Origin of the sequence: Christiangramia sp. 3-2217-3z (genome assembly GCF_051195275.1) — a bacterium.
GTDB lineage: Bacteria > Bacteroidota > Bacteroidia > Flavobacteriales > Flavobacteriaceae > Christiangramia > Christiangramia marina.
Window position 1 is genome coordinate 191346 of record NZ_JBNJLI010000003.1, and the last position, 12881, is coordinate 204226.

Sequence of the window (12881 nt, forward strand, 5' to 3'; positions counted from 1 at the left end):
GCCGCAGATATTACAATAAATGAAAGGGAAGAAGAATTTTCTGGAATTATAAAATTTGAGGATTCAGGAATATTTCAGCTGAAATAAATTTTACTAACTAACCAACTAAGAATAAAACTCCCTTATGAGATCTCTAGCAACATATTTTCTACTATTTAGTTTAGCTTTTTTACAATCCTGCGGTACAGATGATGATGATGACTGTTCAGCAACAATCTGTGACGCCGGCTATGCCGATTTAAACTTTCAAATCATAGATAGCAATACCGGCGAAAACATTTTTGACAACATAGCCTCTTCTGAAGGGATCACGGTAGTTGAAACTTCTAATGATCTTGAAGCCGATTTTCAGGTTATTGAAAAGAATGAACAGAAAACTCTTGTAATTTATACTTTCAATGATGCTCAATTTTCGGTGATGTACGCAGATGAAGAAATATTTACAGTTTCGGTGGAAGGAGAAGCTATTACTGAAGGTTGCTGTCCTACTATAGCGATAACAGATTTAAGTATTGAAGGCGCAGAATATATGTATGACGAAACGACTGATATTCATGTTATTGAACGATCTGTCCGTTCACATTTCACAAATGATGAAAGTCTTGAAAATTACCATGCATTCTTCGAAAATTCAAGACTTCAGATTGATGTTATATCAGATTCTAACGATCTCAAGATGGACGTAAAGCCTGGTAATAAACTGGTTTTCAAATTACTTCAGTATGAAGATCCTATTCCCGAAGCCGTAGACGACGAAATTACTCGCATCGTATATTTTGAAGTAGATCCAAATGCTAACAATTTTTTGATTAATTCAGATAACTTTTCAGAATATAATGTCGTAACAGGTATTTCAGGGAGCATTTCTAATATTACGTATGTAGAACAGGGAGAGATTGTTGGTGAAAAACTGAATGACAATGAATGGAAAATAGGTCTGAATACCTCTGCAGTAACCGAGACCGATATAAATATTAATGTTGATCAAACTGAAACCATCTTTACGAAAAGTACCTATGAGGATGTATGGATGCCTATCTATTATACGCATCTTTTCTACTAGAAAACAAAGGTGTTAAACCCTATATAAAAGCTTTTTAGTATATTTCCCTATGCAAAAGACTTGCGAGGAGTGCAACGAAAAGATCGTTGGAAGAACAGATAAAAAATTCTGTAGTGATTATTGCCGTAATGCATATCACAACAGGATGAATAAAGATGCAAGTAACCTCATCAGGAATACGAATAACTCGCTGCGGAAAAATTACCGGATACTTCAGGAATTAAATCCCGGTGATAAAACTTCGGTTGCAAAATCTAAATTACTCTCCAGAGGTTTTAACTTTGAATTCTTTACCAGCATTTATACTACGAAAACAGGAAAGCAATACTTCTTTGTGTATGACATGGGGTATCTGCCGCTTGAAAATGACTTTTACGCATTGGTGAGAAGAAATTGAAATTTTATTATACCTAAGATCAAATAGAAAAGCCTAACTTTTGATGTATGCGGAATCTCACATTACTCATTATTTTAATTTTCTACGGAATGACTTCAAAAGCTCAGGATCTGCAACAATACCAATGGCAAAACCGAATTATTGTTTTGTATGCTAATGAAACTGAATTAGATCTTTTAACAATGCAATTGGAATTACTTACCGAAGAACCTAACGAGCTTTTAGAAAGAAAACTTTTGGTGATACAGGCTCATAAAGATCGGTACAAAATAATTTTTCCAGAAAATTCAGAATGGGTAAGTTCAACCTTAAAAGACGAACTAAATATTATCAAGAAAACTGAATTTGAAGTTTTCCTACTTGGACTGGATGGAGGCATTAAACTAAGGCAACAGGAAATTGTTCAAACCGAAAAATTATTCAGCCTGATAGATGGGATGCCCATGAGAAAGGCAGAAGTAAGAAGAAAAGATCAATAACTCCAGGTGTGTGATTTTAATCTTAGAGCAGCTTTGAGAACATCTCTCTGTGAAATCTGACCTATCAACTGATTATTTTCCACAATAGGAAATCTTCGGAATCTCTTTTCAATAAAGATCTTCGCGGCATCCAGGACATTCATATTCCCATCTATAGTTTCTACATTAGAGATCATACGTTTTCCAACCGTGAGATCTGTCATTGGCATATTATAATACCTACTGTCAGAAATTTGTTTCATACAATCTCCTTCAGATATAATTCCCAGCAATTCATTCCTGTCATTCACCACACAGCCACCAGAGATGCCATGTTTAATTAATTTCTCTACGACATCCATGATATTTTCATTTTCCCTGAAGGTGATAAGCTTCTCTGTCATATAATCTCTTACCAGCATAGGGACTTCCGCAGGCTTCTCCGGCTCTGCTCGTTTACCCATAAAACTTTTAATACCCATAATTTATTTATTTGATTACCAATAACTTAAATATAAGGTTTTTCGATTTGTTACGCATGACAGTTATTCTGTTATTCATATTTCAAAAACTTAATTAACTTTAAAACTTTGATCCTCATTGCATGAACTCTAAATTTTCCGGCTTAATAGCTTTCTTGCTGATTTTTGTAGCAGTTTGGCTAAGTTTTAATTTCGATGCTCCCCAGGCCAGGCTTTCCGAAGAAATTCCTTTAGACCAGTTTTCAACATCAAGGGCTTTCCAGCATGTAGAAGCTATTGCACAGCAACCACATTATGTTGGGAGCAGTGAGCATCCAAAAGTTCGCAACTATATCGTACAGGAATTGCAGAAAATGGATCTGGAAGTACAAACTCAGGAAGATTATTTTCTCAATTCCAGTGCTATTTTAAGCAAACCACAAAATATCCTTGCCAGAATTAAAGGTTCAGGTGATGGTGATGCGTTGATACTTATGACTCATTACGACAGCGCCACACATTCTTCGCCGGGTGCGAGTGATGCAGGAAGTGGCGTGGCTACCATACTGGAAGGCATCAGGGCTTTCCGCGAAAAGAAAACTCAACCTAAGAATGATATTATTTTGCTCTTTACAGATGCAGAGGAAATTGGTTTAATAGGCGCAGAGATCTTTGTTAAGGATCATCCATGGGCGAAAGATGTACTGCTAGCACTTAATTTTGAAGCAAGGGGAAGCGGTGGAAATCCATTTATGCTACTGGAAACCAATGGTAAGAATGCGAAGTTGATCGAAGCTTTTGCAGATGCGAACGTCGAATACCCAGTAAGCAATTCTCTTGCCTACAGTATCTATAAAATGCTTCCAAACGACACAGATCTTACCGTCCTGCGTGAAAAGGGCAATATCAACGGTTATAATTTTGCTTTTATAGATGATCATTTTGACTATCATACGGCGAATGATACTCCTAAAAATCTGGATGCAGAAACCCTTGCTCATCAAGGTAGCTATCTTATGCCGCTGCTCGCCCACTTTAGTGAAGCAGATCTCAAAAATTTATCCAGTGACAGGGATCTTATATATTTTAATCTGCCTTTTGGAGAATTCGTAAAATATCCTTTTGACTGGATCTCACCTATGTTGATTGTCGCCATGGGAATTTTCCTGATCCTGATCCTCTACGGAATTAGAAGAGACCGCGTGGATATTACTGAAATTTTTAAAGGTTTCTTACCCATGTTAATCAGCATTAGTTTATCAGGTTTGCTAAGCTGGGCGTTCTGGCAGTTCTGTCTATTTATTTACCCGGAATACTCAGAAATGGAACATGGGTTTACCTACAATGGCTACTGGTACATCGCGTTGATCATCTTTCTTTCCCTGTCCATTAGTTTTATAACCTACCATTGGTTTCGCAAACGTTCACATAAAGCTTCCATATTTATAGCGCCACTTGCTTTATGGCTGGTGATCTGTACACTAGTTGCTGTATATCTTAAAGGAGCTGCATATTTCATAATTCCTGTATTCTTCGGACTATTGCAACTCTTTGTAATGGTAAGACAAAAGAGACCAAACCGCATTTTAATGGTCTTACTGAGCTTTCCCGCTATTATTTTACTTCTACCTTTTATCTGGAGTTTACCGGTCGCATTGGGTCTGAAAACCCTTTTTATCACCGCAATTCTCGGAAGTCTGGTGTTTATGTTCCTGTTACCGCTTTTTGGATACTTCAGAAAGCTTAAATCCTTTGCAGTTTTATGTTTCCTGGTTTTTAATATTTTGCTTTTTACAGCGCATTATTACTCAGATTTTTCTTCGGAAAGGCCTAAACCTAACAGTTTGGTTTATCTGAAGGATCTCGACCAGCAAACTAATTTCTGGTATAGTTATGATGAAATGGAAGATTCCTGGACGAGCTCTTATTTTCCTGAAGGCACAGAAAATTCAGGAACAGAGTCCAATTTCAGCAGTAAATACGGCAGTAATTTCCGAAGAAAATCCAGCGCTCCGGAAGTTGATATTCCAGAACCTGCAATTCTACTTGAAGAACTCGAGACCGACACATTAACGAACTTGAAGTCCTATTCTTTGAAGATCGCTCCAAATCGGGATATTAACCGCCTGGAATTATATGAAACCCGGGATGTAGATTTCAAAGAGTTCAGAGTAAATGATCTTATAGCTGAAGATGAACAATTAGGAGAACAATATTTTAACATGCATACGCAGCGCTGGAAAGAACGAATTCTTACATATTACGCATCAAACCGGGATACTTTGCGAATTGAATTCGCAATAGCACCAGAAGATGAGCCAGAATTTGTACTTTACGAATCGGCTTACGATCTCTTCGAAAACGAAGAATTAAAGCTTGAAAAAAGACCAAAGGATATGATCCCGCGGCCATTCGTTTTGAATGATGCTACTATTTTAAAGAAAACCATAAGAATAAAGGAATAAATGAAGATTGCGATTTTAGGATGTGGATGGCTTGGTTTTGAGCTGGGAAAAGAATTAAGAGCCTTGAACCATGAGGTAAAAGCTTCAGTTACCAGAAATGAGAAATTTGTTGATCTTCACGCAGCCGGACTCGTTCCCTACACGATCAAATTATATGAAAAAGGAATACAGGGAGACATCAGGTCTTTTCTTTCCAAGTCTGACTGTATTGTGGTGAACATCCCTCCCGGACTTAGAAAAAATCCTGAAGCCGACTTCGTTTCAAAAGTTAGAACCATTGTTCCTTACCTGGAGAAAAGTTATTGTCCAAGGATCATTTTCGTAAGTTCAACTTCGGTCTATAAAAATGAACCTGGTTTTCCAGAGGTCAATGAAAATACTGAAACCGATAACTCTTCCAATATAGCAGTCCAGCTACGCAATGCCGAGTTATTGTTGCTGAATAACGAAAACTTTAAAACTGAAATACTAAGATTTGGTGGTTTGATAGGAGATGATCGCCATCCAGTGAATCAGCTTTCTGGAAAAAGGGATCTAAGCTCTCCAAAAGCGCCGGTAAATCTCGTACATCGTCGTGATTGCATCAAAGCAATTATTACCTTGATAGAGAAACCTGCTACCAATAATATATTTAATCTGGTACATCCAGAGCATCCTTCACGTGAAAATTATTATACTAAAATAGCGCAGGACAGAGAACTTGAAGCCCCTCACTTCAGTCATGAAATGTCTTCAGAAGGTAAAGTGGTAAGTTCAGATAGATTTCAAAAAGAGCTCAATTTCAAATTCGAGCATTCTATTTATTAGTTTCTGGAATAAGCTTTAGCATAAGGTGACCAGATCTCTTTAATAGGATGACCCTTGGAACTTTTTCCTGAGTGGATCCAATTCCCGTTTTCGACTTTATAAGTAAAATCGAGACTCGCTCCCACTCTACTGGCATCCCGGGAGAAAAATTCTATGTTCTCTACATATTTCCCATCCTTCGCGATGTAAGTTCCACCGCCGGTACCAAAAAATTCTCCGGTTGCCGAGTTAAATGCCACCCATTGGAAACGATCGCCACCAAGCATTTTAATAGTTCTTCGATCCCCCGGTTTCATCTGGTTCATTTCACCATTTCTCTCTCTACCCGTAATCACCCAATTTCCCGATAATTCATTTTTATTTCCTGAAACTCTTGTCCATTTCTGAATAGTTTCGTCCTGTTCAATACTGAAACTGTTCTCCTCTTCGAATTCGATCTTATGTGCAATTAATTCTGCTGAAGGTTTTTCCTGCCTCGTGTCAAAATCAATTCGAACCTGATCTTCTTTCTTATGATATTCCCCGCCACGTGCCCAGAGAAATTCATTGGAATCTGGAACTTTAGCACCTTCAGTAAAGTACGAATCAGCATAAATGCGAATTACCTCTTTACCTGTTACGGCCTTTCCATTTTCCGCAGTAAGTTCCCAGGAACCCTGAAGCGATTGAGCCTGTATATTTAAATTAAATACTAAAACCAAGAGGAGTAGAATGCTTTTCATGATATAGATTGTATCTTTTAAAAATAAGAAATAATCGATCTAAAAGATCTTTCTGAAGTATCAAAAAAACTATCCATGAACGAATTTCAGCATTCAGAAGCCACAAGAAACGAACAACCTGTTGCAATTGTAACTGGTGCGAATGCCGGCCTGGGTTTCGAAACTACAAAGGCGCTTGCGGCAAAGGACTTCAGGGTGATCATGGCCTGCAGAGACCTGGAGAAAGCCAGAATAGCCCGGAAACAAATTCTGAACTGCCATGGAAACGCCAAACTGGAGATACGGGAACTAGACCTTTCGAGTCTGAAATCGGTAAGATCTTTTGCTTCAGATTTTAAATCTGAACAAGAAAAACTTGACCTTCTTATAAATAACGCTGGTGTGATGATGCCACCTTATCATAGAACCGAAGATGGCTTTGAGCTTCAATTAGGAGTGAATTATCTAGGTCATTTTCTGCTAACCGGTCTATTAAAAGAAGAATTGACTACTTCGAAAAGTTCCAGGATCGTGACCTTAAGTTCCATCGCTCACAAAAATGCCGAAATTGATTTTAATGATCTGCAAAGTGAAAACTCTTATTCAAAATTTAAAGCTTATGGGCAGAGCAAGCTTGCCTGTCTTATCTTTAGTCTGGAACTGGAACGTAGATTGAAAGCTAATTCTTTAAGCCATGTGAGTTCACTAGCCTCCCATCCAGGAGTTTCTTCTACTGAACTGATGCGACATTTGCCAGGATGGCTTATGCTTATGGCCAAACCCGTGGAACCATTCATCTCTCATTCTGCGGAAAAAGGCGCAAAACCTACGCTCAAGGCTGCTTTGGATAAAGAACTGGCAGGTGGCTGCTATATTGGACCTGATGGCTTTAGAGAAATGAAAGGCAAGCCTGCAGAAGCTGAAATTGCCAGGCAGGCTGAAAATAAAGAAACAGCCGCAAAATTATGGGCTGTTTCTGAAGATCTTACCGGGATAAAATTTTTAAGCTAACTATTCTTTAGTCTCGCCGTATTTATCATATTCCGGATACAGGAAGTTGTTATAAGGAAATCGAGTTATGTGAATTTCACGAACGGCTTCGTATACTCTTTTTCTGAAATGTTCAAAATTCTCTTTTTCAGTGGCAGAAATAAAGACCACATTATTACCCATTTTATTCATCCAGGTTTTCTTCCATTCCTTGAGCGTATAATGCGCTGAAGTTCTCTCGGTTACAAGATCATCCTCCTCGATCTCTTCAGGCTCGTAAGCATCGATCTTATTAAAGACCATAATGGTTGGTTTACCTAAAGCTTCGATCTCTGTTAGAATCTGGTTAACGGAAGCGATATGGTCTTCAAAATTGGCATGAGAGATATCTACAACGTGCAAGAGAAGATCTGCTTCCCGAACCTCATCCAATGTAGATTTAAAAGATTCTACCAGCTGAGTTGGCAATTTTCTAATAAAACCTACGGTATCACTTAGCAGAAATGGAAGGTTACGAATCACTACTTTTCTTACTGTGGTGTCCAGCGTGGCAAATAATTTATTTTCAGCAAAAACCTCGCTTTTACTAATCGCATTCATCAAGGTAGACTTCCCTACGTTGGTATAACCTACAAGTGCTACACGAACCAGTTGTCCTCTGTTCCCTCTCTGTACTTCCATTTGCTTATCGATGGTTTCCAGTTTTTTCTTCAGTAAAGATATTTTATCTCTAACGATACGACGGTCGGTTTCGATCTCTGTTTCCCCTGGACCACGCATTCCAATACCACCACGTTGTCTTTCAAGGTGAGTCCACATACCGGCAAGTCTTGGTAATAAGTACTCATATTGCGCCAGTTCTACCTGCGTACGGGCGTAACTGGTCTTTGCTCTCTGGGCGAAAATATCCAGAATCAGGTTAGTCCTGTCCAGAATTTTAGCCTTTAGAATTTTTTCAATGTTCTTCTGCTGAGCAGGTGTAAGTTCGTCATCAAAGATCACGGCACCAATTTCATGTTCTGCCACGAATTCACGCACCTCTTCCATCTTACCGGTTCCAATAAAAGTCTTAGGATTCGGCATGTCCATCTTCTGCGTAAAACGTTTCTGCACTTCACCACCAGCGGTGAAAGTTAGAAACTCCAGCTCGTCCAGGTATTCTTCAAGTTTATCCTCATTCTGATCTTTGGTAACAATACCTACAAGAACAGCTTTTTCAAAGGACAGGTCGGTTTTTTCAATCATAAATACAAAGATAATCATTAGATGGCTTCTGCATTCGAAGCCGCCATACTTCAACAAAAATTTAACTGAAAAAGCCCGTGAAGTTCACGGGCTTTTCATAAATCTATAGGTTTTCTCTAGAATCCGAAGTTGATCCCGACTCCAAATACTTCACGAATCTGGAATGCTCCAACAGCGTTATCATCGTAGATCGCCTGGAATATCAGATTTGCAGAAAGGTAATCATTGATTCCCATGTTCAGATTCAGCAAATAATCAATATCTACATTCTCCGGGTTCTCGAGGTAGTTTGAATATAAAGCTAGTGAATGCTCCATTTCTACATTTTCAAGGATCTCATAGCTTAGGAAAGCGGTAAGTGCAGCGCCTAGTTCGAACCTGGTACTTTTTCCTTCATCCACTCCAAAGTAATCACCATCTACATAACCTGCACGGCTTGTAAAATCACTGTCCACAAAGATCAATCTTGCCGTGGCCGGTGCGAGGTTCACCATGAAATTATCACCCTTCTTATACATCATCCCCGGACCGGTTTGTAAATAACCTGGTGAAAGAAAATGAGTAGTTTCGGTTCGAATGGTTTCTCCGGTTTCAGCATCTTCGGAAAATTCATAACCTTTAGCAAACTGAGTTCTGAAGTTTAAAAACCATGAATAATAAAAATTCGTGTCTTCAATTTGCTTCCCGGCGATACTGTTCAATTCAAGACGGTCACTCGTTTTACGTTCAAATTCATCATCTTTTACTTTTGTAAGTCCGTAATTCCCAAGAATCCGGTTATCCCAGGTGAAATCATCTTTTCTATAATTGAACTGGTAATCTACAGTTAGATTTCCAGCGATACTGGAAGTTCCACCACCTGTCCATTCTTTGTTGAAAGCAGACTGGTTAAATAATAACTGAACATTTCCTTCTTTTTGCCATCCATTGGGTGGGATAGAATCGTTTTCTTCCTGTGCAAAGGAAGATCCAAATAAAAACAGCGCGACGGCTGTAAATAAAACTTTCTTCATTACTTTTTTCTAGGTTTTTTATAGAGCGGAACTGAAGAACAAGCCTCTCCATACATTAAGCTTTTAACTACAGGTTGTAGTTTCTGCATGATCATTATATAAGCATTTTTTGGGACTGGTTTGTTGGAACACCCCTTGATAATTACAGGCTTATCCTCCAGATCACTAACATCCAGACGATCGATCACTTCCTGGTAAAGATGACTTTCCAGGTTTTCCAGGTCTCCAATAATGGTCTTTTTAGCAATACCCTGTAAGTATGAGCTAACGAGCATAAAGGCCCATGACGGTACGATCGCATCTGTAGAACATACAAGGGCAACATAAGCACCCTTATACTGTTGCCAGTCATGATTTTTCGCCTGTTCTCTAAAATCTTTCTCTCTCAGCACAAAGCCTTCGAGTAACCAGTCACTAATATCAAAAACGACACGCTGCCCTTTGGGATAAAAGTCTTCAAGATTAAAGGTAACCAGCTTACTTTCGGCAATTCTATTTACGATTTCTTCAGCCATAAAGTATTTTTAGAGCAATCCAAGCTCAAGTTTTGCTCCTTCGCTCATAAGATCCTGACTCCATGGCGGATCAAAAGTGATCTCCACTTCAGCATCTTTTACCATATCCAGAGACTTCACTTTCTCTTCCACTTCCAACGGAAGGGTTTCTGCCACCGGACAGTTAGGGGTAGTTAGCGTCATTAATATCTTTACGTCATAATCTGTAGATACCATCACGTCATAGATCAAACCTAGTTCGTAGATATCCACCGGAATTTCCGGATCATAGATCGTCTTTAAGACTGTTACGATCTTCTCTCCCAATTCCTGTGTATTTATTTCCTGCTCCATCTTAATTCAATTGTGTTTGATATGCCAAAGCATACATTTTTAATTGTTTGATCATACTTACAAGTCCGTTTGCTCTGGTTGGAGACAAATGTTCTTTTAGACCAATTTCATCAATAAACTGAGTATTTGCTTCAATGATCTGCGAAGGATGTTGATCTGAAAACACTCTTATCAGGATTGCAACAATTCCCTTGGTAATGATTGCATCACTATCTGCCGTGAACAACAAACGCTCACCATCCAGTTCGGCATGAACCCAGACTTTACTTTGACATCCTTTGATAAGATTTTCTTCGATCTTATATTTTTCGTCTATTAGCGGAAGTGACTTCCCAAGTTCAATCATATATTCATAACGCTGCATCCAGTCGTCGAACATTGCAAACTCATCAATTACTTCATTCTGTTTTTCCTGAATCGTCATAACTCAATTTTGCACAAAAGTACGACATGCTAACCTGCTATTCAACATTTTCTGCCAATCTTAAAATAGCCTGCACCAATGGTTTTAAAGCCTCAGGGGGATTCCCATGATCAAAAGTGGAAGAATTAAATTCAGAATTTCCAATGATCAGACTTAGTTCAGCATGCGCAGCTGCATCACTGGCCCTGGACTCTGTTGGCGCCTCCAGATCTTCCAGTTTAGAGGTATTAATTTTTTTGATTTCTGAAGTGATCATCTCCCACTGTTCCTTTGTGATTACTTCTGAATTTTCCTTTGCTTCGACTCCAGTGCTTATTACTTTGATCTCTTCCGAAGTGATCGTATAAGTTGAGGAAGATCCCCGGGTATAAGTTTTATAGCTTACGGATTTGATTTCTTCCTGACCTTCATTAGAACAGTCATTAATAGCGAAAAATATTAGAATAAAAGATAGTACTGAAAGTTTCATAACTGGAATTTTAGATAAAGCATATTACGAAAAAAAGCGCCACGAGGGGGCTTATTTGATGTATTTCAATGGAAGATATTAGCCTGCTGATAAAGATTTTTTCCCGATACTTAAATATGCAATAGATCTTATGAACGGTACAATTAGGATTGCTAAAACCCAGGCCAATTTGAACCAAAAGGGAGAGTTTACTCTAAAAATAATATACAAAACCAGCAATAAAGATGTGAGTTTGCCAGATTAATAAGAGAATTGAAGGATCCATAGTAATTATTTGTTCACTAAGATAATTAAATTACTGTAACATCATCAAAGCCTTTTTTAACGCTTCGATAAATGTATCGATCTCTTCTTTGGTATTGTAAAATGCGAAGGATGCTCTTACTGTTCCGGGAATCTTAAAGAAATCCATTACCGGTTGTGCACAATGATGCCCTGTTCTAACTGCAATTCCCATTTTATCTAATAGTGTTCCAATATCGTATGGATGCAATCCCTCTACGTTAAAACTAATCACGGCCGTCTTTTGTGCAGCTTCCCCATAGATCTTCATTCCGTCAATCACCTTCAGCCTGCTTGTTGCATATTGAAGCAATTCATCTTCGTAAGAAGCGATCTCTTCAAAGCCAATTGAGTTCATATAGTCGAGAGCTGCTCCAAAAGCTATTCCGCCACAAATGTTCGGTGTTCCCGCTTCAAATTTGTGGGGCAAACCGGCATAGGTTGTTTTTTCAAAACTTACTGTAGCGATCATTTCACCACCCCCCTGGTAAGGAGGTAATTTTTCCAGCCATTCCTGTTTACCATATACCATTCCAACACCTGTAGGTCCACACATCTTATGCGCTGAAACTACATAAAAATCAACATCAAGCTCCTGAACATCAGCTTTAATGTGCGGCGAAGCCTGAGCTCCGTCTATTAAGACTGCAGCACCAGCTTTGTGCGCGATATCGATAATCTCTTTAATTGGATTCACGGTTCCAAGGGCGTTGGAAACATGGTTTACAAAGACAAGCTTTGTACGATCACTGATCAGATTACTATATTCATCAAGAATCAGTTCCCCTTTTTCGTTCATTGGGATGACCTTCAGCTTAGCACCGGTCTTTTCAGCCAGCATTTGCCAGGGCACGATATTCGAATGATGTTCCATTGCTGAAACCAGGATCTCATCTCCAGACTTCAGTAAAGAAGTAAAACCATTCGCCACAAGGTTGATCCCATGTGTTGTACCCGAGGTCATAATGATCTCGTGAGCATGTTCAGCATTGAAATGTTGCTGAATTTTTATCCTGGCCTGCTCATACTTATCTGTTGCTTCCTGAGAAAGCGAATGAACTCCACGATGAATATTGGCATTATAATTCGAATAATAATCCACGATCGCGTCCATCACCTGCTTAGGTGTTTGCGCAGTCGCGGCATTATCGAAATAAACCAACGGATATCCATTCACCTCACGTCCAAGAATTGGAAAATCCTGACGGATCGTTTCAACATCTATTTTTCTGACCTGAGTTGACTGACTCATCCTCTT

The 12881-nt window shown here is 38.9% G+C and carries 16 protein-coding genes; 6 read left to right on the top strand and 10 right to left on the bottom strand.

Annotated elements, in window-relative coordinates; genetic code table 11:
• The first annotated feature begins 124 nt into the window (after positions 1 to 124).
• Genes ACSHZO_RS06750 through ACSHZO_RS06760 form a run of 3 tightly spaced genes read left to right on the top strand, consistent with a single transcriptional unit; the run spans position 125 to position 1939 of the window.
• Entirely contained in the window at positions 125 to 1063 is a 939-nt protein-coding gene (locus ACSHZO_RS06750) for a hypothetical protein (protein ID WP_298246773.1), read from the top strand.
• 49 nt (positions 1064 to 1112) lie between these two features.
• Entirely contained in the window at positions 1113 to 1460 is a 348-nt protein-coding gene (locus ACSHZO_RS06755; protein ID WP_298246774.1) for a hypothetical protein, read from the top strand.
• Between the two features lie 47 nt (positions 1461 to 1507).
• A complete protein-coding gene (locus ACSHZO_RS06760; protein ID WP_298246775.1) occupies positions 1508 to 1939 on the top strand; it encodes a DUF4174 domain-containing protein in 432 nt (143 codons plus the stop codon).
• On the opposite strand, the gene ACSHZO_RS06765 is transcribed toward ACSHZO_RS06760, so the two are convergent.
• The gene (locus ACSHZO_RS06765; RefSeq protein WP_298246776.1) at positions 1933 to 2400 is read right to left on the bottom strand and encodes a CBS domain-containing protein; all 468 of its coding nucleotides are present in this window, start codon (positions 2398 to 2400) and stop codon (positions 1933 to 1935) included. The two genes, ACSHZO_RS06760 and ACSHZO_RS06765, sit on opposite strands and share 7 nt — an antisense overlap.
• 155 nt (positions 2401 to 2555) lie before the next feature.
• On the opposite strand from ACSHZO_RS06765, the gene ACSHZO_RS06770 reads away from it, so the two are divergent.
• Both ACSHZO_RS06770 and ACSHZO_RS06775 read left to right on the top strand, forming a co-directional pair.
• Positions 2556 to 4844, top strand: a complete 2289-nt coding sequence (locus tag ACSHZO_RS06770) for a M20/M25/M40 family metallo-hydrolase (RefSeq protein ID WP_298246777.1) — start codon at positions 2556 to 2558, stop codon at positions 4842 to 4844.
• Complete coding sequence (locus ACSHZO_RS06775; RefSeq protein ID WP_298246778.1) at positions 4845 to 5651, top strand: NAD(P)H-binding protein; 807 nt, start codon at positions 4845 to 4847, stop codon at positions 5649 to 5651.
• On the opposite strand, the gene ACSHZO_RS06780 is transcribed toward ACSHZO_RS06775, so the two are convergent.
• Positions 5648 to 6373, bottom strand: coding sequence for a hypothetical protein (locus tag ACSHZO_RS06780; protein WP_298246779.1), 726 nt, complete (start codon positions 6371 to 6373; stop codon positions 5648 to 5650). The genes ACSHZO_RS06775 and ACSHZO_RS06780 overlap by 4 nt on opposite strands.
• Before the next feature lie 75 nt (positions 6374 to 6448).
• On the opposite strand from ACSHZO_RS06780, the gene ACSHZO_RS06785 reads away from it, so the two are divergent.
• Positions 6449 to 7363 (top strand): oxidoreductase, encoded by a 915-nt coding sequence (locus tag ACSHZO_RS06785; protein ID WP_298246780.1) that lies wholly within the window; start codon positions 6449 to 6451, stop codon positions 7361 to 7363.
• On the opposite strand, the gene hflX is transcribed toward ACSHZO_RS06785, so the two are convergent.
• The 8 genes from hflX to ACSHZO_RS06825 form a co-directional block, all read right to left on the bottom strand.
• Positions 7364 to 8587, bottom strand: a complete 1224-nt coding sequence (hflX, locus tag ACSHZO_RS06790; RefSeq protein ID WP_141879154.1) for a GTPase HflX — start codon at positions 8585 to 8587, stop codon at positions 7364 to 7366.
• 116 nt (positions 8588 to 8703) lie between these two features.
• A complete protein-coding gene (locus ACSHZO_RS06795; RefSeq protein WP_295178944.1) occupies positions 8704 to 9600 on the bottom strand; it encodes a DUF3078 domain-containing protein in 897 nt (298 codons plus the stop codon).
• Positions 9600 to 10115, bottom strand: a complete 516-nt coding sequence (locus tag ACSHZO_RS06800; RefSeq protein WP_298246781.1) for a DUF2480 family protein — start codon at positions 10113 to 10115, stop codon at positions 9600 to 9602. Before ACSHZO_RS06800 ends, ACSHZO_RS06795 begins: the two co-directional genes overlap by 1 nt.
• 9 nt (positions 10116 to 10124) lie before the next feature.
• Positions 10125 to 10448: an iron-sulfur cluster assembly protein gene (locus ACSHZO_RS06805; protein ID WP_026914726.1), complete on the bottom strand. Its 324-nt coding sequence runs from the start codon at positions 10446 to 10448 to the stop codon at positions 10125 to 10127.
• A 1-nt stretch (position 10449) separates the two neighbouring features.
• On the bottom strand, positions 10450 to 10872 hold the full coding sequence (locus ACSHZO_RS06810; RefSeq protein ID WP_141876576.1) for a SufE family protein: 423 nt from the start codon (positions 10870 to 10872) through the stop codon (positions 10450 to 10452).
• Between the two features lie 37 nt (positions 10873 to 10909).
• Positions 10910 to 11341 carry a hypothetical protein gene (locus ACSHZO_RS06815; protein ID WP_298246782.1) on the bottom strand — a complete coding sequence of 144 codons (432 nt, stop codon included), beginning with the start codon at positions 11339 to 11341 and terminating at the stop codon, positions 10910 to 10912.
• Positions 11342 to 11419: 78 nt separating this feature from the next.
• The gene (locus ACSHZO_RS06820; protein ID WP_366877933.1) at positions 11420 to 11560 is read right to left on the bottom strand and encodes a PLDc N-terminal domain-containing protein; all 141 of its coding nucleotides are present in this window, start codon (positions 11558 to 11560) and stop codon (positions 11420 to 11422) included.
• A 76-nt stretch (positions 11561 to 11636) separates the two neighbouring features.
• Entirely contained in the window at positions 11637 to 12875 is a 1239-nt protein-coding gene (locus ACSHZO_RS06825; protein ID WP_298246783.1) for an aminotransferase class V-fold PLP-dependent enzyme, read from the bottom strand.
• Between the last annotated feature and the right edge of the window lie 6 nt (positions 12876 to 12881).